The sequence below is a fragment of the Vibrio sp. 14N.309.X.WAT.E.F5 genome (assembly GCF_030397615.1).
GTDB lineage: Bacteria > Pseudomonadota > Gammaproteobacteria > Enterobacterales > Vibrionaceae > Vibrio > Vibrio lentus.
Window position 1 is genome coordinate 412,943 of sequence record NZ_JAPNXR010000003.1, and the last position, 24,665, is coordinate 437,607.

At 44.6% G+C, this 24,665-nt stretch carries 19 protein-coding genes; 10 read left to right on the plus strand and 9 right to left on the minus strand.

Annotated features, from left to right (window positions below; all coding sequences use genetic code 11):
* Positions 1-6: 6 nt before the first annotated feature.
* Complete coding sequence (locus tag OW495_RS06225; RefSeq protein ID WP_102513409.1) at positions 7-1,755, plus strand: SgrR family transcriptional regulator; 1,749 nt, start codon at positions 7-9, stop codon at positions 1,753-1,755.
* 150 nt (positions 1,756-1,905) lie between these two features.
* Here OW495_RS06225 and OW495_RS06230 read toward each other — a convergent pair whose 3' ends face one another.
* From OW495_RS06230 to OW495_RS06245, 4 genes are all read right to left on the minus strand, one after another.
* A complete protein-coding gene (locus tag OW495_RS06230) occupies positions 1,906-3,576 on the minus strand; it encodes a FapA family protein (protein WP_289885622.1) in 1,671 nt (556 codons plus the stop codon).
* 603 nt (positions 3,577-4,179) lie between these two features.
* Entirely contained in the window at positions 4,180-6,351 is a 2,172-nt protein-coding gene (locus tag OW495_RS06235; protein WP_289885623.1) for a GNAT family N-acetyltransferase, read from the minus strand.
* A gap of 92 nt (positions 6,352-6,443) precedes the next feature.
* The gene (locus OW495_RS06240; RefSeq protein ID WP_102513412.1) at positions 6,444-7,418 is read right to left on the minus strand and encodes a ParB/RepB/Spo0J family partition protein; all 975 of its coding nucleotides are present in this window, start codon (positions 7,416-7,418) and stop codon (positions 6,444-6,446) included.
* Between the two features lie 5 nt (positions 7,419-7,423).
* Positions 7,424-8,641, minus strand: coding sequence for a ParA family protein (locus OW495_RS06245; RefSeq protein ID WP_004732566.1), 1,218 nt, complete (start codon positions 8,639-8,641; stop codon positions 7,424-7,426).
* A gap of 1,249 nt (positions 8,642-9,890) precedes the next feature.
* Between OW495_RS06245 and OW495_RS06250 the strand changes: the two genes are divergently transcribed.
* Positions 9,891-11,870 carry a replication initiator protein RctB domain-containing protein gene (locus OW495_RS06250; protein WP_017111265.1) on the plus strand — a complete coding sequence of 660 codons (1,980 nt, stop codon included), beginning with the start codon at positions 9,891-9,893 and terminating at the stop codon, positions 11,868-11,870.
* Between the two features lie 407 nt (positions 11,871-12,277).
* Here the strand turns inward: OW495_RS06250 and OW495_RS06255 are convergent, their stop codons facing one another.
* Genes OW495_RS06255 through OW495_RS06265 form a run of 3 tightly spaced genes read right to left on the minus strand, consistent with a single transcriptional unit; the run spans position 12,278 to position 14,522 of the window.
* On the minus strand, positions 12,278-12,760 hold the full coding sequence (locus tag OW495_RS06255) for a transcriptional regulator (protein WP_289885624.1): 483 nt from the start codon (positions 12,758-12,760) through the stop codon (positions 12,278-12,280).
* Positions 12,757-13,689 carry an ATP-binding cassette domain-containing protein gene (locus OW495_RS06260; protein WP_102351955.1) on the minus strand — a complete coding sequence of 311 codons (933 nt, stop codon included), beginning with the start codon at positions 13,687-13,689 and terminating at the stop codon, positions 12,757-12,759. The genes OW495_RS06255 and OW495_RS06260 overlap by 4 nt, the downstream gene beginning before the upstream one ends.
* A gap of 8 nt (positions 13,690-13,697) precedes the next feature.
* Positions 13,698-14,522, minus strand: coding sequence for an ABC transporter ATP-binding protein (locus OW495_RS06265; RefSeq protein ID WP_017111269.1), 825 nt, complete (start codon positions 14,520-14,522; stop codon positions 13,698-13,700).
* A gap of 362 nt (positions 14,523-14,884) precedes the next feature.
* Between OW495_RS06265 and OW495_RS06270 the strand changes: the two genes are divergently transcribed.
* Complete coding sequence (locus OW495_RS06270; protein ID WP_017111270.1) at positions 14,885-15,079, plus strand: hypothetical protein; 195 nt, start codon at positions 14,885-14,887, stop codon at positions 15,077-15,079.
* A gap of 179 nt (positions 15,080-15,258) precedes the next feature.
* Positions 15,259-15,819 (plus strand): NADAR family protein, encoded by a 561-nt coding sequence (locus OW495_RS06275; RefSeq protein ID WP_076667500.1) that lies wholly within the window; start codon positions 15,259-15,261, stop codon positions 15,817-15,819.
* 171 nt (positions 15,820-15,990) lie between these two features.
* Here the strand turns inward: OW495_RS06275 and OW495_RS06280 are convergent, their stop codons facing one another.
* Positions 15,991-16,749 carry a transporter substrate-binding domain-containing protein gene (locus tag OW495_RS06280; RefSeq protein WP_065111694.1) on the minus strand — a complete coding sequence of 253 codons (759 nt, stop codon included), beginning with the start codon at positions 16,747-16,749 and terminating at the stop codon, positions 15,991-15,993.
* Positions 16,750-16,837: 88 nt separating this feature from the next.
* Here OW495_RS06280 and OW495_RS06285 point away from each other — a divergent pair, with 88 nt between their 5' ends.
* The gene (locus OW495_RS06285) at positions 16,838-19,246 is read left to right on the plus strand and encodes a response regulator (protein WP_102513415.1); all 2,409 of its coding nucleotides are present in this window, start codon (positions 16,838-16,840) and stop codon (positions 19,244-19,246) included.
* A 103-nt stretch (positions 19,247-19,349) separates the two neighbouring features.
* Here the strand turns inward: OW495_RS06285 and OW495_RS06290 are convergent, their stop codons facing one another.
* The gene (locus OW495_RS06290; protein ID WP_076667494.1) at positions 19,350-20,078 is read right to left on the minus strand and encodes a UTRA domain-containing protein; all 729 of its coding nucleotides are present in this window, start codon (positions 20,076-20,078) and stop codon (positions 19,350-19,352) included.
* 211 nt (positions 20,079-20,289) lie between these two features.
* Between OW495_RS06290 and OW495_RS06295 the strand changes: the two genes are divergently transcribed.
* The 5 genes from OW495_RS06295 to OW495_RS06315 form a co-directional block, all read left to right on the plus strand.
* Entirely contained in the window at positions 20,290-21,372 is a 1,083-nt protein-coding gene (locus OW495_RS06295; protein WP_102513416.1) for an ABC transporter substrate-binding protein, read from the plus strand.
* 62 nt (positions 21,373-21,434) lie between these two features.
* A complete protein-coding gene (locus OW495_RS06300) occupies positions 21,435-22,322 on the plus strand; it encodes an alkaline phosphatase family protein (RefSeq protein ID WP_102513417.1) in 888 nt (295 codons plus the stop codon).
* A complete protein-coding gene (locus OW495_RS06305; protein ID WP_102513418.1) occupies positions 22,319-23,212 on the plus strand; it encodes an ABC transporter permease subunit in 894 nt (297 codons plus the stop codon). Before OW495_RS06300 ends, OW495_RS06305 begins: the two co-directional genes overlap by 4 nt.
* The gene (locus tag OW495_RS06310) at positions 23,212-23,997 is read left to right on the plus strand and encodes an ABC transporter permease (protein WP_004732591.1); all 786 of its coding nucleotides are present in this window, start codon (positions 23,212-23,214) and stop codon (positions 23,995-23,997) included. The genes OW495_RS06305 and OW495_RS06310 overlap by 1 nt, the downstream gene beginning before the upstream one ends.
* A partial coding sequence (locus OW495_RS06315; protein ID WP_289885626.1) for an ABC transporter ATP-binding protein occupies positions 23,997-24,665 on the plus strand: 669 nt, incomplete at its 3' end. The genes OW495_RS06310 and OW495_RS06315, both read left to right, overlap by 1 nt.

The window sequence follows — 24,665 nt, forward strand, 5'->3', positions numbered from 1 at the left end:
CTTTTAGTGTCTAATCTCAACCTGCTTCGATACTACCAGCGAATCATAACAATTGGTGTCGGTAGCGAAATAAAAACCACAGTACAGGAAGTTGCTGATTTACTGTGTACTTCTCCTCGGCATGCTCGCAACTTATTGTCTCAAATGCAGGAGTTGGACTGGTTAATCTGGCAGCCCAAAGCGGGTCGAAATCAACGATCAACGCTACTTTTAAACATTGAGCTAAGCGCCCTAAAAGAGAGCCTTGCGCTAGAACGAATCCAACAAGGCAAGTATGAGAGAGCACTAGCGATTCTCGATGAAGATGAGGCGATGTTTGGCCGCCTCCTAAAAACAACCTCTGGGACTTCTGTTCAAGAAGGCCGAGTGAACATCCAGCTGACATATAAGCGAATGTTTGAACGCATTGTCCCCCACCAATTACACCGTTGTAGTGAGCGTTTCTTTTTGCGTCAGGTTTATTGCTGCTTGGTATCCAGTCATGACAATGGCGTTGTGAGGTCTGAACTTGCTCATCACTGGCGTTATGATGAGGATAATTATCAATGGACGTTTTATCTTCGCCCTGGGCTAACGTTCCATAACGAGACACCAATCGATGCGGATACTATTGTGAGCCTGTTTGCCAAGCTTAGCTCTCTTCCGTATTACCAAAAAGAGCTAGCACACGTCACCGATATCACTGCACCGCATCCTCTGAAAGTTGTATTTACATTAAGTAAACCGGATCGTGGGTTCGCAGGGCTTATTTCAGGCGTCAAATACGGCATTCAGCCAGCGAGCCAAGTGAATGTTGCAAACAACAATTCGGTGATTGGAAGTGGCCCATTCTCTGTGGTCGAGCACGATAAAAATAAACTAAAGCTGCAAGCGTTCGATGACTACTATGCGTGTCGTGTGTTAGTCGATTTAGTCACGATTTGGATTGTTAATGATGAGAAAATGGAGAACCCATCGCTATCAAGTAATGCTCCTATCCAAGTATCTGAAACCACGAGCGGTATTGAAGTTTCAATACAAACACCGAATGCCTCTCACTCGAGTCAACACAGTCGAACTGAAGACGGCTGCTTATTCGCTCTATTCAATCAGCATACGAAACATCCATTAACACGTGCCCAACGTCGTTACATAACGGAGCTAATTCACCCCCAGCGACTGCTCGAACTGTTTCGTAAAGAGAAAACGCATTATGGCAGCGTACTAGCCAACAACTTATTACCCATTTGGAGCCCCGTATTACGCCCGTTTGGTGAAGTCAGCGCGTTACCAAAAACCATCACCATCGCAGGTTACAACTACACAGCATTGCGTCGATGCGCTCGCGCTATTTCTTCTGTACTGACCGAGCACGGCTGTAAGGTTGAAATAGTAATGTATTCCTATCGAGAGTTGAGTGAAAAAGCAGAGAACGGCACGCTCAATGAAACACTGATCTTAACGAATACCAATTTGGATGATAACCGTCATGCTTCAGCGTTTTCTAATTTCTACAGCAATAACGTTTTGCACCACACACTGGGAGAGGCAAATGCAAGGTGGCTTGATGAACAATTGGAAAACGTACGAGCGTTCACTCCACTTGAAGATTATCTAACAGCACTAGAACCCATCGCTTCAACACTCATCAGTGAATATTGGATTGCTCCTATGTTCCATCACACTCAAACATTACGTTTTCACGGCATCTTAGAAGATGTATCGCTCACTAATTGGGGGTGGCCAGATATTCGCTCGGTGTGGTCTTCTGATTAATGGAGAATATTGAATAGCAGTTGATCTTTGTTTTATCTAATGAACATCAGGGGCAATGTCATTCACAGGTATCTTTCTTCTAACATGATGCCGTATTACGATGAAGATATTCTTGATAACCGCTGAATCGGTGCCGTAAATGGGCACCAATTACAACGAGATATCTTCTTGTTCCATCTTGAACGAACATTGAATCTCATATTGGTTGAACGAGAAAACACTGCCGCCATGAGTTCGTTTGGTTGTGACTGTTTCATCGCCAAACTGAATAGTGACTCGGGTATACACCTTTTCGTGTGCCTCTACGGTACACTCGGCAAGGTTGGTTTCAAACTCCGCTTCGAGTGTATCCAACTGCGACTTAGTATTTTCAATCGCGAGATTGTTCTTTTCTCGTTGATGCTCAATCTCCTGCGCTTGCTCTTCGCTTCTTTCCGCTTTTGGCCGCTTCTTAAATTCGAGCTCTTGGCGAATTACGCCCATGGTTTGTTCTTGCGCGTGTTTATACACTTCTTTCAGTTCTGCAATCTTCTGTCGGTAACCGTCGTAGCGCGCAAAACCATGAACCTTTGTAGCGGTATCCCCTTCTACGCCCAAGAAGACACATTCCACTTTGCCACCCACCTTAGCTTCTCCGCCACTGAGCGTGCCATGCTTCTTCATCGTGTCCATCACGATAAGGTCATGCCCACATCGAATCTCGTTCCCCATGCTGTGTACACCAAGACGAAGATCGGTACCCGTTTGTAACTCTGCATTTTGAGCGTAGCTGGCAGTAATGGAACCTTTGGTAAATACTTTGCAAGACTTGGGCTCACCTTCTTTCGTAGTGTGACCAATAATCCCCTTCGCGACTTTGATGTCCCCTTGCGCTTGAACCTCGGCCGATTCAATAAAACCACCAACCGTAATGCAGCCTGTCGCCTTAACAATCATTCCAGGTTCAATGTTTCCAGAGACAAAAACGTTACCTTTAAATTTAACGTGACCGGTAGACACATCAACATTGCTGACACATAGCGCATCATCAACTTCAATACTGCGTTCTTTTATGATTGGTAAACCGGGGCATGAGGCGAGAAGTAAATTAGGGTCGTCGGGAGAAATGTAGGTGCCCTTGCCAGGTTTGATTAAACTGTCTTGTCCAGGAAGCGGTGGGATGATTCGACCTTGAACGGTAAAGCCAGCAATACCTTTAGTCGCAGGGGTGCGCTTCATCAAGTGATCATTTTGACCAACGGTAATGGTCTCACCTAAATCTCGCATATCAATCTTGCCAGCGTCTTTGCTGCGCGGCTTTAATACTTGGCGAGTAATGTCTTCAACCAAGGCGGCAAACTTCGCGTCCTTACCCTTTACGGGTTGTGTGCCTTGAGCGACTGGCTGAGTAAATTTTTCTCCAGGCTTTAGCTTGCTACTCATCATCAACACTTTTCTAAGCGCTAATTTATTAATGCCTTTGGTTATGTGGGCCTGAGCCAAACAGTGAATGATGTCGCTACCACGCAGCGGATGTCCATTATAGGGTCCCGTCACGACAAGGCTCGCGAGCATCTCATCATCTGACAATTCGACCGCAACACTGGCATGACGAACTTCGGCAATCAAGATTCCCTCATAAGCTTCACCCTTACCTTCTTTAGAAAGAGTGACAAAGCGCAGTACCTCTTCTTCGAAAAGAAAATAGTTAGATGCGTTCAAAGCTTCCAAGGCTGGTGGCAATGTCTTGTTATCAAAGCTTGCGTCGACCACAAATCCAGATGGCAAACGAGCAACCACCTGCAGCTTATCTTCTGACAAAGTAACAATGTTGTCCCACATTCGAATCGAGTATCCCTAATGACTCAGTTGTTATTCAGTCTATATAATTCGTTCTGAGCTTAGAATCACCACATCAGAATAATCAGCGTCACATCACTTACTTTCGATTGTGCAAACATGACTCAGAAATAAGACACACGCATTTTATGAGCGGGCTCACCTTTACAATCATAATCCGCGATTTTTAAAAGCAATTTTGGAATAGAGCTCTAGAACCTGACAATGGAAAATAGAGCATGAATACGATTAGAATTATTCGATGGCGGGAAAGCTTCAGATGAAGACACCAAGTAAACACTCGATAAAAGCGATGATGAAAGTCTTTATTGAAACGCACATCAGTAAACAGGTATTCGATTGAGTAAACGAGATCCGGTTTGCCTGAGTTGATGAGCTCAACGTTCAAATTAAAATGCTGAGACGGCACTTTCCAACTCTAGGGTTACTAGGTCAATAAGAGGGTTTAGGAAAAGAGAGTAAGATTAAGGGACGCGTATAAGCCAGTAATCGAAGAAGAAGAAGAAGCAAAAGATAGATTTCAGTTTACAGTGTAAATCGCCATTTAGGATTTACACTGTAAATTAATCTGGAAAGTCTTCCCGCCTATTTACACTGTAAATTGGACAACAATATAGAGATGTCTTGTCGAAGCTGAACTTCTGCTTGCTTACGCCCGGTAAGGTTGAACTGTTCAACACAAGCCCCCCACCCTTTTTGTTGCACTACTTTAGCAATCAACAAATCAGAGATAGCCGAATAATCAGCATCACGATGTTGTCCTTCAGAATTAGTAGGCTGCTCTGTTGATGACGGTGAAGGCTCGCTCGACTGTTGAGAGTTTCTCGCTAGAATTAATTTCAACGTGATAAAGCCAATACTGTCGTAACTGTTTCCGCCTTCTACATAGTTGCGAAGCAACTTCTTTTCTAACTCACTAACTGACAGTGACTGACTTGGCAATAGAGCACGAACCATATCAACTTCAAGAGAAATTAGAGAACCAGATACGAGAAAGAAAAAGCTTTCCTCAAACTGAGACTGCACCTGCGCGACCCAATTGTTAGCATCAATGACAAGTGGCTTCACCATCAACAGCGAGTGACAACCACTCGCTTGATCTCTTTGATGCCCAATATGCACGGGAGCAAATTGGTTACGTCGCCAGAAAGAAACCAATTCGCTGGTCGCCCCAAAACTCGTTGCCAGATAATCCATATCGGAGACTTGCTTCGATAACTGCTCAAGCATCCAACTCCCTAAGCCTAAACCTTGATGGTCAATTGAAACCGCAATTCTCATCACACGCAGACAACGGTTTGTTGCCGCTTCAATAGAGCCAAGCTGATTCGCTAACAATACTGGCGCGAGATGCCCTTGAGGTCTGCGCTTTCCTATTTGAATCTGACCAATCAGATCTTTATCTAAACCGCCCTCTTCCGTCACCAACATACAACCCAAGCAGATATCTTGCTGCCAAGCTGCGTATAAGTGGATAGCCGGATTACTGAGGAACTGCATTAAGTCATTGGGTGATGTCTGATAATGAGCGTCGACTAAAAGAGAGAAACACTGCTGAAGCTTTTCAGGGTTCGCCAGACACTCAGTTTTAGATAGCTCGACCAAATTCAGTTGGCTGAGCACCTCGTCAGAAAAATCATCAGCCTCATGAACAGCAGAGCTACTCAATAAAACCGCACCACTCAGCAGGAAGCAATCAAACAGCCAACGTTCTAGAGGGTCGTTGTTATTCCAACGGATTGGTTGCTCAAGCTTATAGCCCTTCCAGCCAGGACGATGCTCAGAAAGCCAAGACTCAAACTTAATGCCAAATCCTCGTCCACTTCCCTCGTATCCGTGAACCGTGGTTGAAAAAACCATACGGTGATAACTGCCGACCATAGATTTAAGCATCGGGATTGGAATGGCAGCCGCTTCATCAACCAATAACAAATCGCAATCAGGCTTAGATTGAAGTATTTCATCTGGTGCGACGAATCTTAGACTGCCACCTTGATGGCTAATGTGAGTAGCATTGATAACGTCACAAGGGTCTAGTCGTTGGCTTGCGTGAGCAAATACTGGCTCAACCGCTTTAACCGAAGGTGCGGTGACAATGATATTGAGCCCGTGACGCTCAACCAAAAGCTCCGCTGCCGCGATACCTAATGTCGAACTCTTGCCACGGCCTCTGTCTGCAGTGAGAATCAAAGGGCGCTTTCGATGTCCAGAGACGACTTTCTTAACTAACTCTACTGCCGTCTGTTGTTGCTCAAATCTATCGAACAAATTCGGTTGGGTTAATTCTTCAGGCAAAGAATTACGAGTATAGAGTTGCGTAAGCTGTTCATCGTTTTGTGAAACAGGAAACAGTTTGGCGAAGTTGGACGCTAACCAACGTTTACCAAAAGTAGCATTCAAACCGTCTTCAGATTCATCGGGGTTGGGCGGGATAACCAACAACAAGCCGCCGCCGACTAACGCACCCAGTGCCGCACTAAAACTATTGGCATCAAACTGCTCTCTAAAATCACAAACAAGAAGTTGGCATTCTCGACCTAGGAGTTGTTGCCCCTTTTTAACGGGAACATGTGTTACCGATTGAAAAGGCGAACCACCCATCTGGAAAATTGTTTGTGCTAAAGAGGTATCAAGAAAGCTCTGAATCGTAGCGTCTTGCCAATCACTATCACCAGAAAAGACAACACCGTAACGATGCTGATTATGCGCGGCGGTTTGGGAAAGAGTATGTAGAAAGGTGTTTGTTGGGTTCGTCATAATTAGCGTCCAGATTCATCTAAACACAGTTTATCACAGCCAAATAAAAAGCCGCATAAAGCGGCTTTAGAGTCATTCGATAGTTTGAAAACTTAATCGAGTTTTGATTGAACGAAGTTTAAGATTTCTTGCATCGTCGCATCATCCACTTTTTTAAGATTCAAAGCTAGGTTTGAACCTTTGCGGCTGTATGAAGCACGACCTTTGATAAGCTCAACTTTTGGAGATGCTTTCTTCGCTGGCGCAGGTGCCAGTTCAAGAATCCAACCTTCCAAAGTTTCGGTCACGTCTTTCGTTAAACGCGTAACACCTTGCGCTTCACTACGCTGCCATACAAAACCTTCAGAAGCATCACACTTAGTCAGCAATATTTGTTGCTGTTCACCCGTTAAACCGCCAAATTGTTTGTGCAGTTTAACAATCGTCGGACGACCAAGGTCGCTCACATTAGGGTAAGCTTGTAGCAATTCAAGTGGTAAAGCCGCCGCTTTTAATGCGCCACTCACCAAAGCTTCGCTGCACTGGAACATTTTAGCTAGTGCTTTTTGATCTTCAGCTTCGCCTTTATCCAGTTTCGCTTGCATCTCTTTACCCTTCTCGTAAAGAGAAAGTGGCTTATGAGCGTTAGCAACGTCTGATAAGAACTTAGCGTGTTCACCGTTAATGTTTTCCGCTACGTAAATTAGGAACTCTTTGTCCGCTAAAATACATGACATACGACGACGGCTACCATCAAGAACTTCAATCTTGCCATCTTTATTCTTACGACCAACCGCTGGATATTGCTGACCGCGTTCTTTTAGCGTAGTCAGAACATCAGAAAGAGCGTGTTCATTTAAGAAAGATTGCTCACGAGCATTGTCTTCAAAAACAACCGTTCGAGTCGCAACGTCAGCTGCAGGAATTCGAACCAATTCAAATGAAACCAGCTCTTCACCCGCAACCGAAAGTTCAATCACTTGAGCTTGCTCTTTTGCGGCTGTTTGCGCTTCTTGAGGTGTTGCTACGCGGCGTTTGTTTGCTTTACCAAATAGCTTTGCATTTAAGTCAGATGTTTTAATTGCCATTTTTGTTATCCCTGATTAAGTGAAGGCCAGTTGCTATGTAATACTCGCTCTAATTCTAGAGCACTTTTTTGTACCGCGTCTTGAGCAACGGCTAGAGTTTTCTTACCGCCCTCAAAGTCGCTAACCGTCAGATCGAAAACCGTGCTGTAAGTATCAGCACAAGTTTCAAAGGCACGGCTTCTTGGAATGGTTGCCATCATGACTTGGTCATTCAACAAGTAGTTCATCTCAGTTAATACTGATACCTGCTTCTTGTTATCGTCTTCAAACATCGTTGGCATAAGGCGAACAAATTCAAGCCCTTTCCAATCATCTGGGAACATCTCATACACAGTTGGCAAGTGTTGGAAGAAGTTAACCGTTGAAGCCCAGTCCAAACGCTTCGCAGCACATGGGATAAGAAGTGCATTCGATGCGTACATCGCGTTCCACACTAGCGGGTCAACGTGAGGACCGGTATCGATCATAATCACATCAAAATCATCGGCGATTTTGTCGATAAGCTTCTCTTTAAGAAGACGAACGATATCAAGTGACTGATCTTGAGACAGGCTTTGCCACGCTTCAGCGTTAAACATCGCATCTTCTGGGAACGCCGAAATCGTCTTTAGATTCGGATACTGTGTTGGCAATAATACGTTCTTACGCAAGAATTCAAGGTCAACATCTTGGCCTTCAGGCACATTGTCCAACATGATATCAACGGCAGAATAGATACTGTCGTGCTCTGCCCCACTAATTTGTGGGTTTAAGAACAGACGCAAAGAACCTTGTGGATCCAAGTCAATCAGACAGATACGGTAGCGCTTGTCTAAATTCAGAGACAAACAAGCCGCTAGGTGAACCGCTGTCATTGATTTACCCGTACCACCCTTCTGGTTCTGTACGTTAATAACCCATGGCTTATTGTCTACATGCTGCTTACGTTGGTGGAACTTCGGCACTTCAGCCGCATCCATCAGCATGTGAGCTTCGGTCAATGAAATCGAGTAATGATTGGCGTTGTTCTTTGTAAACTGATGACCATCTGCTTCAAGCTTATTGATAGCCTCATCCAATTTACGACGAGTTAAGCCTGAACGCGTCTCCATCATAGCTTTAGACATTGGAGGGAAATGCTCATCACTTCGCTCTTCCAGAATAATCTCAATTCGGTCAGCCTGAACTTGTTGAGTTTGTTCGGCCAGCTGATAGAGCTTATCAATCGTTTGTTCTCTTTTCATTGCCAGTTTCCGTAATGATTAACTAAGTACAAATTGTACAGCGATTAACAACAAACACAACAAAAACATGAACATACATTTATGAGTAAAATCACATAAAATAGACTGTATTTTTACAGTTTGATGAAACAACGGCTAAGACAAACACAAAAGTGACCTTTTTTGTCATGTATAACAGTGCTATATCTACCTTACATTTGAAATGTTACAGCATCACTTATTTACAATGTAAATGGAATTTCAGTCAAAAAACTTCGGAACGATTGAAACACAAGCATAGATTACGGTTCGTGTGATTTGCATTCGAAATTGACAGGTTTTCAACCAACAAAGAGTAAAACCTAGAAAATCGTTTGGTAAATAAATAAACAAAGCGAAGATGAGACGTCACTAAAAAAAAAGAATTAAGCCTCAACCGGAAGAATGATCATGGGATACAGAACTCGTAAGAAAATTAATAAGGCTATATTATGAAGCATGATCAAGGTGTAAACTCGTCAATATTGATCCGCATGAGTGCCCGTTCGAAATGATCAACTTCCGGAAAAATGATCAAGTAAATATCGTTCCGGAAGCATGTAAATTGACAGCTAACTTACGGACAAATGCTTTTGCAATGGGGATTCAAGCTCTATAAGGCCTCATTGATGGGAAATTCAATCGACACAGATTGGAAATGCAGAAACATGACAATTTCATGATCATGCTTCCTGATTTATTGAGTATCGAGCCAAAAGTCCCAAACCATCGATTATGTAATCAATACCGAGTAAGTTTTAAACAGAAAAGGGGAGGAACGATGTAAAAGTCGTATTGCTTGATCATTGTTCCGATAAAATAGCCAACGAAAATATCCACATTGATGATTTAAAACTCGTCGATCAATTATGGACTGTGGATAAGCTGTATAAGTATAATGATCATGCTTTCGAACCAACAATGATCATGCTTACAATGACTTAATGATCATCGTTCTGATGTTTAGTGATCATGCTTTCTTAACTTTTATGATCATCGTTTCGTTATCTTTATGATCATGCTTTCCAAGTGATATTTTTTTTACACTTTAAATTCAGTGACTTAAAAGCAAATGATCGCCCTGATCATTAGATCACTTAATCATTTAAGATCATATTAATCAAAAAGATCAGTTATTTAAAAGCCAATAAATTCTCTTTATTTATGATCATTCTTTCTTTATCATTCAGGAACTATAGTGAAATTACGGTTAGTGTGATACGGATCAAAAATGAAACCAGAAGAGAAATTGTTAATTAAGGCACGAAGCCACAAAGATGGTCATTTATTTGAGGTATCTGAAACAGCCGTTGAATGGATAGAACAATATCAACACTTCAAAGGGGTCACGAAAAGCATCGTTGAGCTTCTCAACCTAATTTCACTTCGCGGGTTTAGCAGCAAAGATGGATACGTTTCAACCACTGAAATAATCGAATCAACCGATGGGCAAGTCACTCGTGCTGCCTTACAGCAAAGGCTCAGAGCGGCTGTAAATATCGGACTTTTCAAACAAATCCCAGTTCGCTTTGAAGAAGGCCTTGCGGGCAAAACGATGCTACATCGCTTTGTTAATCCCAACCAGTTGATATCAGTGCTAGGTGCCACCAGCTTAGTGACTGAAAGTGTGAAACAAAACGAAAAGCAAAAGCGTTCTAAAGCCCTCGCACAAACCAAAGTAAACAAACGTTTGTTGAATGAACACGGTCTTAATACCCCGCCAACGATGAAAGATGAAGCGGATCAATTTATTGTCTCGCCAACTAATTGGGCTGGGATTATCGATCAAGCGTTAGCGCCACCTAGAACCCGTAAGAGCTACCAGAAATCGATGGTTTCGATCTCGGGAACTCGAGCGGTGATCGAAACACGATCTTCAAAAAACATTATGACCGTTGATGATCTGATGACGTTATTCGCGCTATTCACGTTAACGGTTCAATACCATGATCATCATCAAGACGATTACCACCTAGATGCTAAGCACACACCGAACAAAACGCCGCTCTACATCACGGATATTCTTTCATTGCGTGGCAAGAAAGACAGCGGCCCGGCTCGTGACTCTATTCGAGACAGCATTGACCGCATTGAGTTTACCGATTTTCAGTTACATGAGCTTACTGGCCGTTGGCTAAGTGAGAACATGCCAGAAGGCTTTAAGAGCGACCGTTTCCGATTCTTAGCCAGAACCATCACCGCATCGGAAGAAGCGCCTACAGAGGGCTCTGACGGCGAAATTCGCATTAAACCGAACCTATACATCTTGGTATGGGAGCCATCGTTCTATGAAGAGCTCCTAACGCGCGATTATTTCTTCCTGTTCCCACCAGAGATCCTGAAACAGCATACCTTGGTCTTCCAAATGTATTCGTACTTCAGAAGCCGTATGGCGCGTCGTCATTCTGATTGCATGCTATTGAGCGAACTGAATCAAAAACTGGCGCGTAACATTGATTGGCGTCGTTTTTCGATGGATCTGATCCGCGAGCTGAGAAAGCTGGGTGAAGTAGGGGAGCAAGAAGATACCTTCCTCGTCAATCTGTGGGGTTACCATCTGACGATCACGGCGTTGATCGAAAAAGGCAAGACCACAGATTATCAGGTCGATATCAAATGTAACGTTGAAGAAGTGCTGCGTTACTCAAGAGCGCGCACCACCAACGCAGGTAAGCGAAACATGGCGCCAACATTGCCGAACCCACTGCGCAATGAAATGGTGTCTAAGCAAAAGCTGGAAGAGTTATCTGAAATCATTGATGGCGAATTTGAGCCTATTCAGCGTAAAGCTCCTTCACCAAGAGGCAAGCTAGGGCGAAGAGTTAAACAACGTAAGCACTCTGTTGAGATCAATGCTGACGAGATCATGATAACCCTATCTAAATATACCTCTTCAGAGGCTCTAGAACGCAGTATAACGGCTTTATCAGCAATGACCGGGCACTCACATGCCTCAATCAAAGAAGAGTGCTCTGAGCTCATTGAGAAGCTTGATTGGTTGAGAGTCGGTGAGGATGTGATTCCTTACGAAACATTGAGTAAGCTGATTGAACTCTACAATGACCGCGATAGTACCAGTAATCGACACCTTTCAATTGAGCGTCTTATTTCTGGCCTGGCTGTACGCCGCAAGGTATGCAAGCAAGTTCACGAAGGTCACTTAGACGAAAATGTGTTCTTAGCGCTCGATGAAATGGCGATTGGCCACTAACAGTGACTCCTATAATCGCCGCTGAATGGATGATCTGGACATCATTAGGTGTTGATAATAACCGCACCTAATGCTGACAATGTGATGACAATATAGAGCACCTAGTTGATTATTATTTATCCCGAATAGACAACCTTTGTCCTTTCTTATGATTAATAGATTGGCTCATATTTTGTTACATCATACTGAATAGATTTTCGCGAGTTCCCAAGGGACTCGCTTTTTTTTGTCTGAAATTCATCGAATCATTAAAATTCAATAGTTTACATGGTTTAACTCCGAAGCATGATCAAGGTGAGATCATACTTTCTACGGATCTAACTTTGATGAGACTCTGATTTGATGTTTGATGTTTGATGTTTGATGTTTGATGTTTGATGTTTGATGTTTGATCGAGATAGGGTTGATCAATGTAGCTGATGCTTAACGCTACCTTGATCATCGTTCTGGGGTTGATTCGCCATAAAGCGCACATGTGATTCGATCAACTTTTCCGATTCTTGTTGCCAGCGTGGTTCTTGTTGTTGGTTAGCAAACTCCAAAGCCAGCACACACAAGTTTTGTACCCGCTTGGTACACCACTCTTGTAAGCCGGGTTCCGCTTTTGGGTCACAAGACACCACCTGAAGCTTACCGTAAGCAAACATCAGGTATTGATAGGCCTTTTCTTGGTGGTGCGGGTTTTCGATTGAGTTTCGATAGAAAGTAAATATTCTCAGGCACCCATCCAACCAACACGCGATGCCTTTGCTCTGTTCATCCGTGATCAAAGGCCCCCAGAGTGCATCTGGAGGCGTTAAGATCAAAGGTTCTAACCGTTCCACTTGATCATGCTTTCGGTCTTTGTACCAATCTCCGATCCGCTCTAACCAAGTGTCTAGTTCATTCATGCAACGTTATCCCACTGTTTTACAAAGTGATTATCAGCAACTTGCTTAATCTCATGCTGAATTTCACTGCTCTGTTCTCGAATACGATCTGCGTTTACTGAATAGTTTGGTTCATTTTTGACAAGTTCGCCAAATGGCAGATCAGGATCCGGTACCGCTGAGATCAACAGTTTCGTATATGGGTGCTGCGGATTGGTTAAGATCGACTGGGTTGATCCCCATTCGACGATCTGGCCTTTGTACATCACAGCCGTTTCTTCGGCGATGTAATGGGCAGTCGCAAGATCATGAGTAATGTACAAAAATCCGATGCCAAGTTCTTTCTTCATTCTCTGCATGAGATTAAGCACCCCAAGCCTTATCGATACATCCAACATTGAGGTCGGTTCATCGGCAAGAATGACTTCAGCCCCAACCGCAAGCGCTCTGGCTAGGTTAACCCGTTGTCTTTGGCCACCACTGAGCTCGTGAGGGTATTTCGCGAGAGTTTCGACGGGTAACTCCACCAGCGTGAGTAACTCTTTAAGGCGCTCTTCTAGAGCCGCTTTATTGGCGACCTGCTTATGAATCTTAAGTGGGCGCGTTAAGTGGTGCTCTATGGTGTGAGTTGGATTAAGCGAACCGAATGGGTCTTGAAACACCATCTGTACACGACTGCGGTAATCCAAGATATCTTTTCGGCTGTTGAGCGTTGAGATGTCTTTACCGTTGAATAGGATTTCCCCTTCGGTAGCAGGGTAGACCTTGGTCATCAATCGAGCACAAGTGCTTTTGCCGCAGCCAGATTCACCAACGAGAGCCAGTGTTTTTCCGGCATAGATATCGAAACTCACGCCATGCAGTGCTCTAAATATTTCTTCTTTACCAAAGCCACCGCCCACGGTGAACTCTTTGACTAAGTTTTTTACTTGGATAATGGGTTGTGTCATGGAGCCTCCTAGCATGCCGTCGCGTGAGCGTGTTGGTGAATATTAGGGAACGAACTCCAAAGTTTTTTGGTGTAGGAGTGCTGTGGGTTGTTACGGATCTCATACGCTTGATTAACTTCAACTATTTGACCGTGACGCATGATGGCAATGCGATCACATAATTGGCTCATTAGTGCGAGGTCGTGGGTGATGAAGAGTATCGAGAAACCAAACTCTTCTCTGAGTTGGTGTATTTGCTGCAGAATCTCGCGTTGTACAACCACATCCAGTGCTGTTGTCGGCTCGTCCATGATGATCAACTTGGGGTTGAGGGCGAGCGCAATGGCTATCACTAAGCGTTGACGCATCCCTCCGCTAAACTGATGTGGATATTCGGTGAGACGGTTGCGAGGAATGTTTACAAGGTCGAGGAGCTTCTCTGCGCGGTCTTTGGCTTGTTCGTCTGTCATCCCTTTGTGGTGACGCAAAACATCAGCGAATTGCTCTTGAATAGGAAGAACGGGATTGAGTGAGTTCATCGCACTTTGGAAAACCATGGCGATTTCGCTCCAACGCAAGGTGTTCAAGTGGTCATCGGATAAACTGAGCAGATCTTGCCCGTTGAATATGATCTTCCCACCCGAGATGAAAGCGGGCGGCTTGTGTAAACGGTTAATGGCAAACGCGATGGTACTCTTTCCGCACCCTGATTCGCCGGCCAAACCGAAAATCTCTCCTTGATTGATGTTAAAGCTTACCGATTTGACGGCATTAAAATCTCCGTTATCGGTAATGTAATCGACACATAAATTCTTCACTTGGAGAAGCGGTGTCTCTGAATGTTCACTAGACATACTAAATACTCAGTTATGATATTGATAACTATTATCATTAACATGAAGTGAATTTAGTGAAAGCAGTGAGCACAAAAAGAATGAAGTGCCTCGAAATTAATCTAGGGTTATTTCATGAGATTTCAGTGGAAAAGCAAGATTGAGAAAGGAGAAAATGAGAGTTAGATCAAACCACATTTCTAGTGGGGAATCTTGTAAATGTAATTGCAGAAATTGGCTTTGGCAAAGTTTAAATGAGGCATTTATTAATTAGCTTTGTGAAGCGTCGGAATCATCACATTTCAGTACAGAATTTCTTAACAAGTGATTTAGCTTTTGCTACAGATTAGCTGTCCATTACATGGTGCTTTTCGGAGGAAAACATGTCCATTAATTCTATCAACCATGACGAAATGACAAATATTGCAAACAAGTGGGATGCTGAAGAAGAAGTATCTTTCAAACCAGAAAAGAAAATGAAGTCTGCTGAAGCTCGTCGTCGTATCGAGACTCTAAGAGAAATTAGAGAAAGCGGTTTTAGTCTGGAAGAAGCGAGAGATCTTGGCTTGATTCACTAAAATTTCCAACTGTATTTCAAGGGTGGTCACATACCACCCTTTGATTTATATAGATTTTATTTCTTTAACTGTATTTTTAAACAACCACATCTCATTCACTTCTTAATTTATAAAAACTCGCTTCATACCTCTCTTTCCTGCTAAAAACACGCTGATGGCTTACTCTTGAACTTAGTTGTTTGACAGCAATATGCAACGCCACTAATTTTAAAGTTAAAGCAAAAATATGCGATGTCGTTGGTAAGGAGAAGGCTATGTCTAATTCTGTGGCTCAAGCCAAAGAAGTGCTGTTTTATGAACCTGAAGATCCAAACGGATACCTTTCAAATTTTGCGGCTTGCCCCATTAAGGTCGATGACCAAGTATGGGCTACCAGCGAACACTATTATCAAGCGATGAAGTTCGCCTCTCAAGAACTGCGCAATACTATTTTGGAAGCCTGTTCGCCTGCTGAAGCATTTTCGTTGAGTCGTGATTATGAAGATCAAGTACGTGAAGATTGGTATGACATTCGTGTTGAAGTGATGCAGTTCATTGTGACGGAGAAGTTTAGACAGAATCCACAGTTTGCGTTGTTTCTTACCAATACCGGAGATTCGGTGATCAAAGAACATTCGCATAAAGACCACTTCTGGGGCGATGGCGGCGATGGAACCGGCGAGAACCATTTGGGTAAGATTCTGATGGCAGTGCGTCACCAGCTTCGCACTCAGCAACGGCATTTGATTGCTTCGCACTAGTTTGTTCGAGTTCAGTTATTAGAACGGGTCTATCAGCGTTAGGTTATTCGCATTAAAAAGGCCTCCCTGCTATTTAGTATTAAACTAAGCAGGGTGGCCTTTTCGGTTTAGAGGTAGCTTGGTTATCGAAGAGAGCCAAACTACGGTATCAAGCTATAACTGACTCTGTCGTTATAAGTAGCTCTGTACGATGTCGTTGAGCTGTCCATCGTCTTTCATTTGGTCGAGACGTTGGTTAATGAAGGTTTGCAGTTTAGGATCCATCTCAGGGTCAAACGCCAAATGGATAGGGTAGTTATTGATTACAGAACCAAACTCTTGCATCTGGTAGTCATCAATACTCAGCTTTTGCTCATTTAGGTTATATTTGATTCGTGATTCCATCTCAACAAACACAGTATCACCAGGTGCTCGGTTCAGGACACGAAACGCAGCCGTGTAATCTTTCACTCGAATTTCGTTGAGCTTACCTTGTTTGATGTAAGGCTCTAGGTTCGGATACTCAAATCCCACCAGCAACACCACCGCTTTTCCGTCTAAATCGTCGATAGTATTAAACTCAAACGGCTTTTTACCGCTGCTGAGTAACACGTGTTTTACATTGTAAATCGGATCTTTAGACAGGTTAACCGACTGGATATTTCCCCAGCTCGGGCTGCCGTAGGTTACCCAGTTTGGATTCTCCCTTGCATCAAGCTTGTCGATCATTCGATTAAAAGGGTAGGTGTGGTAATTGATCTCATATTGGCTGTCATCGAATACCGCTTCCACAATATCTGAAACCATTCCTCTGTGAGATGACCCGTCAGTTTCGATCTGAAAAGGTTGCGCTTGGCTCTCAATAATGTAGTAGTGAAGAGGTTCGCTTGCAGAAGCATAACTGCTTGAAAACAAACTGACTATGGATGCAACGATAAGATGTTTTTTCATAACCTTCCCTAGTTATTTGATGAATGACTACTATTATACTAGTTGAGTAATTGTAGTTTGCTAGGATAACAATAATGGTAATTTGTGTATGGTGAAAAAAGGAAAACGCTATATTGGACTCTCTCGACAGTTGATCGGGACAATAATCGCAATCAGCACCTTATTCACAGTTATAGTGACAGGTCTGGGATTATATGTGGAGTACCAAAGTCGAGTTTCTTTTATCAGTTCTCAGATCGAACAGGTTAAAGCGGGATACCTCTCCGGTTTAACGGCGAGCTTGTGGGTGGAAGACCGAACTCAACTGTTCGTGCAAGCTGAAGGCATCTCCCGTTTACCCTCTGTGAGTTATCTACTCATAGAAAGCCCCGATGAAAAAATTCTAGAACTGGGTCAAGCAACCTCCGGTCAGTCATACTCCCAATCTTGGGAAATGGTGCACCAAATGGGAGGTAAAGATTACCCCCTTGCCACATTAACGGTGCAAGCTGATTTAAGTATTATCCTCGATGATTTCGAAGAGCGAGTTCTGTTGTTACTCGCTTTTGAAGCCGTGAAAATCTTCTTGCTCTCTCTGGTGTGTCTAACGATCGTCTATCGTTTAGTCGTTAAACGCTTGATGATCATGTCTTCTCAAATTAACCAGCAACAAGTGGAAGACAACAAGCCACGTTTTCTTACTCCAACTGAATGTACCTATCAAGATGAGATTTCGACGCTAGAGTCGAGCTATAACCAGTCTATTGAACGCATTCGCCAACAATACCAAGAATTGGAAAAAGCCAAAAACACCGCAGAGGTAGCCAACCGCAACAAGAGTGAATTCCTTGCCAATATGAGTCACGAGATCCGTACTCCAATGAACGGCATCATCGGGTTATCGTCTCTGCTTTCTGAAATGGACATGCCGAAAGAGCAAAAAGAGTATGTCGACATGCTCAATACCTCTTCGTTGACGCTGCTTGATCTGATTAATGACATTCTCGATTACTCGAAGATTGAAGCGGGCAGGCTTGAACTTCAGCAAGAGCCGATGAAAATGATGGGCATTGCTGCTGATGTTGAGTCGACCTTCAGAGTGAAAGCCGAACAAAAAGGGCTCAGATTCCAACTGGCCATTGATCCTAAGATTCCAACCATGGTGATCGGCGATGGCACCCAATTAAGACAGGTTCTGAATAATCTAGTCGGCAACGCCATCAAGTTTACTGAGCATGGCCATGTCACGCTTTCACTTCGCTTGGAAGAAATCACAGAACCTGAGCAGAAGCTGAGAGTCAGATTCGAGGTGAAAGATAGCGGCATTGGTATTGCGGAAGACAAACAACAATCGGTGTTTGATAAGTTCCAACAAGCCGACGGCAGCACAACTCGTATCTATGGCGGTACTGGGCTTGGTTTAACGATATGCGACAAAATCGTTACCTTAATGGGCAGCAAGCTTGAGCTCACTAGTGTGCAAGGGCAGGGCAGTACATTCTATTTCACCGCTGATTTTGATCCGTGTTTGGAAGTGGAAGAGAGCCGTATCGACTTCAATAAGATCTCAGTGCTATTAGTGGATGATAGCCAACTCAACATGCGGATTACTTCGACGCAACTGCAGTCCTTTGGAGTGACATCGGAATGCTGTGAGACCGGTTCTAGAGCATTAGAGCTGGTGGCTGACTCCATTGCTCAATCGATGCCTTATGATTTAGTACTGATAGATAAGGTGATGCCATCGATTGATGGTTTCCAGTTAGCCAGAAGTTTGCTTGAACGCTTTGAGAAAGATTGTCCTAAGCTAGTGATGATCTCTGCTGACCCAAGAAAGCAGGATGAAGTCCGAGCCAAGCAAGTCGGCTTTGTCGCCTACATTGCTCGTCCATATCAAGATAATCAGCTTAAATGGACCATCAGTGAGGTGTTAGCGAGAGCGGCGGATACTTCGACCTTCACCTACCCAAATCGAGGCGAGGTGGCGTTCAAAGACAATGAGCCTGTGCCAACAACCCAATCTGCGGCTGTTGCTAAACCAGCAGAGCCTGAGAAAACAGCTTTAAAAGAAGATCCAAAACCTGCGGCGGTCACCGCCTCTTTTAGCGGCAAAGTGTTGGTGGTTGAAGATTCAAGAGTGAATCAACAAGTGGCTAAGATGATGCTTAAGAAGCTTGGGCTTGAGGTTGATATCGCGGACAACGGGGAAATTGGTGTCGAGAAGTTTAAGGCCAATGACTATGTGATGATCTTTATGGATTGCCAGATGCCCGTTCTTGATGGCTTCGAAGCGACGAAACAGATCAGAGCAATCGAAGAGGGCTCTTCAAAGCATATTCCAATTGTCGCGTTGACGGCTAACGTTGTGCAGAGAGACAAGCATTTGTGTTTTGATGTGGGTATGGATGAATTTTTACCAAAGCCGGTTAATCAAGGGAAGTTGCGAGAGATTGTTGCCAGTTTTTTATCTAAGGAAACCGATTCGACCAAAGAAGAAGATGAGCAAAAGATTGTTTAGTTAGTTCTTCATCAAACGTAACCGTTAAAAACGAAACTCCGACCTAATCAGTCGGAGTTTTTGTTTGTGCTGGTTTCCTAGTTTCTAACCCATTTCTTACGTGCTACCCAATGCTATCAATATGGATCACCACAGAATCAGGTCGCCAGTATTCCAGTTCGCAGTCCATTAACTCGCCGTCTTGCTTGTAATTCACTCGACAGATCTTAAGAACAGGCTGACCCTCAGCCAAATTCAGAGCCTTGGCGACATGTGCAGGGGCAGAGGTAGGAACCACGTCAAAGCGCGAGCGTTGGGTCTCGTAGCCGTATTTTTCTCGGTAGATGCCTGTCAACGACATGGTGAGGTTTTCTGATAATACCTTTTCAAACAGAGGTGCTTTCAAGACGTTTTCAACGAAGAGTACCGCTCTGCCATCAATAAAGCGTAATCGCTCAATGACGTGTATCGGCGTGATCTGTTCTATCTCTAATGCTTTGGCGTAATCGCCTGCGGCCATCTCTGTGCGGGTGCTCAGCAGCCTTGTTTCTGCAATACGATGTTGTTCGCGAATCATTTGATGAAAGTGAGAACGTGACAATGGGTTGTAGCGAATCCGTTCGGGCGACACATACCAACCTCGGCGTTCCTCTCGGTATATCAAGCCTTCAGTTTCTAGAGACACCAGCGCATCTTTGAGCGTGATTCGTGTGGTGGAAAACAGCTCGCTGAGCTCTCTTTCGGATGGCAGTTTTTGCCCCTCGGTGAAGATGCCTGATTGAAGCTGTTCTCTAATGCTCGCCTTAATTCTGCCTAGCTGTGTCCCTGATTGCCCTGTACCCAATGTTCTCATTGCTGATCTAGTCCATAAGTTCGTGTACTTAATAAGGTAAACCATGGAGTTAACAGGAATGTGACAGTAAACAAAGGCTTACTGTCATATGAGTGAAATATAACTGCCACGAAAATGCATCCTAACTGTCAAATAAGTTGCGCGAAAGCGTCACACTCTGGCGATAGCATACAAAACGAACTTACTGACCTAGTCCAGAGGGATAGAGACAATGAAAACTTTGCTTAGCCGTTCAACTGTATCGCCAGCTAAACTGATTGGCGCAACGCTAATAACGGCAACACTTTCAATGCCAGCGATGGCAAAGGATGCTGATCTTGAGTCACTGATTGAAGCCGCTCAAAAAGAGGGTGCGGTTTACAGTGTGGGTATGCCAGACAGTTGGGCAAACTGGAAAGGCACATGGACTGACCTGAAAGCAAACTACGGTTTGAAGCATCAGGATACGGACATGAGCTCGGCACAAGAGATCTCGAAATTTGAAGCAGAGAAAAGAAACGCAACCGCAGATATCGGTGACGTTGGTTTTGCATTTGCACGTGTCGCTGTGAAAAAAGACGTAACGCAACCATACAAGCCAACGACTTGGAATGACATTCCAGACTGGGCGAAAGACAAAGATGGTCACTGGGCTCTGGCTTACACAGGTACTATCTCGTTCATTTCAAACAACAACCTCGTTGAAGATGCACCAAAATCTTGGAGTGACCTACTAGAAGGCGACTACAAAGTAACAGTCGGTGACGTAGGTGTAGCCGCGCAAGCAAACAACGCGATTTTAGCGGCAGCATTTGCTAATGGCGGTGACGAGTCGAACCTGAAACCAGCGATTAAATTCTTTGGTGAACTAGCGAAGCAAGGTCGTCTATCTTACACAGATCCAAGCATTGCGAACCTTGAAAAAGGCGAAGTGGAAGTCGCGATCATGTGGGATTTCAACGCACTGAACTACCGCGACAAGATCGACCGTGAGCGCTTTACTGTAAGCATTCCACAAGATGGCTCAGTGATCTCTGGTTACACCACCATCATCAACAAATACGCACAAAACCCGAATGCGGCGAAGTTGGCTCGTGAATACATCTTCAGCGACCAAGGCCAAATCAACCTAGCAGAAGGTTACGCACGTCCAATCCGTAGCAACGTTACGCTGCCTAAATCAGTGCAAGACAAGCTGATCTCGAACGAGCAATACAGCAACGTTCACCCAGTAACTGACTTCTCAGCATGGGAAAAATCAGCACGCCGCCTGCCGCGTCAATGGCAAGAAAGCGTATTGATTCACCAGCAATAACCCCCGCTTAACACGCTACCTGTAGTAGGTGGCTTATAGAAACAAGCAATAGAGAATAGACCATGAGCAATAAGGTTATCCTTGTTGTTCTAGATGGACTGAATTATCAGGTAGCCCGTGATTGCATGGGCTACCTGAACGGTCTTCTAGAACTTAGTGACTCGAAAAACAGTAACCACAGCGTTCCTCTGAGCCAACAGGGCACTTCGCAAATCATAAGCACGCAAAAAAACAAGCTGCGCGCCACACTTTACCCAATGCAGTGTGAATTGCCGTCCATGTCACGCCCACTGTATGAGTGCATTTTAACGGGAGTTCGCCCTGTCGAGAGTGGCATCGTTAACAACCAAATCGTGCGTTTATCGAATCATGAGTCGATCTTTAGCTTGGCTAAATCGCAAGGTAAAGTGACGGCTGCCGCGGCCTATCATTGGGTGAGCGAGTTGTATAACCGAGCGCCATTTGAAGCTGTGCGTGACCGCTTTACCAACGATGAGACCATGAACATTCAACATGGCTGTTTCTATCACTGGGATCACTACCCAGATGAAGCCTTGTTCTTGGATGCCGAGCACCTGCGCGTGACTCATCAGCCTGATTTTTTGCTGATTCATCCAATGAACATTGACGATATTGGACACAAGCATGGGTTGGATTCTCGCCAGTACCGCAATACTGCACGTGGCGCGGATATCTACCTGTCGAACTACCTTGAGAAATGGGTAAATGATGGTTATCAGGTGATCATTACCAGTGACCATGGCATGAACAATGACTTGTCTCACGGTGGCATTCTGCCTGAAGAACGTGAAGTGCCTTTCTTTGTGATTGGCGATAAGTTCACGCACCAAGAGTGTTCAGTGAAACAGACCGATATCTGCGGCAGCGTGTGTCAGCTACTCAACCTTGAACACGATAAATCTTACACTCAGGAATTGTTGGCCCTATGAGCAGTTCTGTAATCACGCAGAGCGATGGCTCTGCGTTTAAACCCCAAACCAAATCTTGGTTCAAACGCTTCAAGCCCGCTTTGTGGCTTGCGCCTTTCGCCCTGTTTTTCTATCTGTTCCAACTAGCACCTATGGTTTGGGTGCTGATCAACAGCTTCTTCTATGATGACGAACTCTCTCTAGAAAACTATTCTGAAGTATTCGATTCTGCCTTCATGATGCAGGCTTTTGGCAACAGTTTATGGTTGTCGATTTGGTCGAGCATTGTTGGTTTAGCGATCGCTACTCTGTTGGTCTCTTCATTGCGCCGTGTTGATTCTAAAATCCGTGATGCGGTGATTGCCTTCACTAACATGAGCAGCAACTTCTCTGGTGTGCCTTTGTCGTTCGCATTCATCATTATCTTGGGCACCAATGGGGCGATCACCTTATTGCTCAAGCAGTATGGTTTACTGGGAGATTTTGACTTGTACGGCAAGTGGGGCTTGCTGGCGATTTACATCTACTTCCAGATCCCATTAGCGGTGTTGTTGCTGTATCCAGCGTTCGATGCCTTGAGTGACGACTGGCAAGCAGCCTCAGCACTGCTTGGTGCGAAAACTTGGCAATACTGGACCAAAATCGCGCTGCCAGTGCTGTCTCCTGCCTTGTTTGGAACCTTTATCATCTTGATTGCCAATGCGATTGGCGCCTACGCGAGCGTGTATGCGTTAACGTCGGGCAACTACAACGTGATTACGATTCGAATCGCGAGCTTGGTATCGGGCGACTTGTTCCTTGAACCCAACCTAGCCGCTGCAATTTCCGTGATTTTGATGGCGATGCTGGCCTTCATCACTGTGATTAACCAATGGCTGATCAGCAAAAGCTACGCAGGGAAGAGAAAGTAATGAACACCGTAAATACTCGCTTTCATAAAACGGTTGTCTATTCGATTGTTGGCATCATGATGATCCCGATCTTGGCGACCTTCATCTACTCGATCTCTTCACGTTGGGGCGCGACGATCCTGCCCGACGGTTTTACTCTGGATTGGTACATCAACCTGCTGACGGATCCTCGCTTCTTGCAAGCCTTTGGCCGTTCACTGTTTATCTGCGTGGCGGCGCTGTCATTGAGTGTGGTGTTGGTTCTGCCTGCGATTTTCGTGGTGTTTTACTACTTCCCGAAACTCGACAAAGTAATGAATATCCTGATCTTATTGCCGTTCGCCGTGCCGCCTGTGGTGTCATCGGTGGGCTTGCTTCAACTGTATGCTGATAGTGAAATTTCACTGATAGGCACGCCGTGGATTTTGATTGGTACCTACTTCACCATCGCGTTGCCATTCATGTACCGCGCGATTGCCAACAGCTTTGAAGCGATTAACTTGCACGACTTGATGGACGCAGCTCACCTGCTTGGCGCAAGCACCACCAAGGCGTTCTTATTGATTATTTTGCCAAACCTTAAGAAAGGCTTAATGGCGTCGCTGTTCTTGTCGTTCTCGTTCCTATTGGGCGAGTTCGTGTTTGCCAACATCTTGGTAGGAACACGCTACGAGACACTGCAAATCTACCTGTACAATATGCGTCAAACCAGTGGCCACTTCACGTCAGCCCTTGTTATGACGTACTTCCTGTTTATTTTCTTACTGACTTGGTTGGCAAGTCGTTTCAGCCAGGGAACAAAATAATGAGCTATGTAAATGCAAAAAACCTCACCAAGCGCTTTGGTGACAACACAGTGTTTGAAGACATTGAATTCTCCATTGAGAAGGGGGAGTTCATCACGCTGCTTGGCCCAAGTGGCTGCGGTAAATCAACCCTGTTGCGCAGCTTGGCGGGTTTGAATCCGGTCGATGGTGGCGAGATTTGGGTGAATGGTGAGGAGATTACTCATCAAGTACCGCAAGAGCGTGGCATCGGCATGGTGTTTCAATCTTATGCGTTGTTCCCGAACATGACGGTTGAAGGCAACATTGCGTTTGGTCTTAAGATGAAAAAGCTTGCTGCTGACGAGATTAAGCGCGAAGTCGTCAAAGTGATTGGGCTGGTGGATTTAACGGGCAAAGAGAAATTCTACCCGCATCAGTTATCAGGTGGTCAGCGGCAGCGTGTGGCTTTGGCAAGAGCCTTGGTGGTCAAGCCGCGTATTCTGTTGTTGGATGAACCGCTTTCAGCGCTGGATGCGAAGATCCGTAAGCATTTGCGTCAGCAGATCCGAGATATTCAAAAAGAGATGAACCTGACCACGATCTTTGTGACTCACGATCAAGAAGAAGCGATGATCATGTCTGACCGTATCTTCTTGATGAACAAAGGCGAGATCGTCCAAGCAGGTACACCTGAAGAGATCTACACT

Bases quoted from the DNA above. Each gene is read 5' to 3' on its own strand.
- OW495_RS06230 (WP_289885622.1), bottom strand. From the start codon at position 3,576: ATGTGGGACAACATTGTTACTTTGTCAGAAGATAAGCTGCAGGTGGTT.
- OW495_RS06300 (WP_102513417.1), top strand. From the start codon at position 21,435: ATGAGCAATAAGGTTATCCTTGTTGTTCTAGATGGACTGAATTATCAG.
- OW495_RS06265 (WP_017111269.1), bottom strand. From the start codon at position 14,522: ATGTCTAGTGAACATTCAGAGACACCGCTTCTCCAAGTGAAGAATTTA.
- OW495_RS06285 (WP_102513415.1), top strand. From the start codon at position 16,838: ATGGTGAAAAAAGGAAAACGCTATATTGGACTCTCTCGACAGTTGATC.
- OW495_RS06260 (WP_102351955.1), bottom strand. From the start codon at position 13,689: ATGACACAACCCATTATCCAAGTAAAAAACTTAGTCAAAGAGTTCACC.
- OW495_RS06295 (WP_102513416.1), top strand. From the start codon at position 20,290: ATGAAAACTTTGCTTAGCCGTTCAACTGTATCGCCAGCTAAACTGATT.
- OW495_RS06280 (WP_065111694.1), bottom strand. From the start codon at position 16,749: ATGAAAAAACATCTTATCGTTGCATCCATAGTCAGTTTGTTTTCAAGC.
- OW495_RS06255 (WP_289885624.1), bottom strand. From the start codon at position 12,760: ATGAATGAACTAGACACTTGGTTAGAGCGGATCGGAGATTGGTACAAA.
- OW495_RS06305 (WP_102513418.1), top strand. From the start codon at position 22,319: ATGAGCAGTTCTGTAATCACGCAGAGCGATGGCTCTGCGTTTAAACCC.
- OW495_RS06250 (WP_017111265.1), top strand. From the start codon at position 9,891: ATGAAACCAGAAGAGAAATTGTTAATTAAGGCACGAAGCCACAAAGAT.
- OW495_RS06245 (WP_004732566.1), bottom strand. From the start codon at position 8,641: ATGAAAAGAGAACAAACGATTGATAAGCTCTATCAGCTGGCCGAACAA.
- OW495_RS06290 (WP_076667494.1), bottom strand. From the start codon at position 20,078: ATGAGAACATTGGGTACAGGGCAATCAGGGACACAGCTAGGCAGAATT.
- OW495_RS06240 (WP_102513412.1), bottom strand. From the start codon at position 7,418: ATGGCAATTAAAACATCTGACTTAAATGCAAAGCTATTTGGTAAAGCA.
- OW495_RS06270 (WP_017111270.1), top strand. From the start codon at position 14,885: ATGTCCATTAATTCTATCAACCATGACGAAATGACAAATATTGCAAAC.
- OW495_RS06235 (WP_289885623.1), bottom strand. From the start codon at position 6,351: ATGACGAACCCAACAAACACCTTTCTACATACTCTTTCCCAAACCGCC.
- OW495_RS06310 (WP_004732591.1), top strand. From the start codon at position 23,212: ATGAACACCGTAAATACTCGCTTTCATAAAACGGTTGTCTATTCGATT.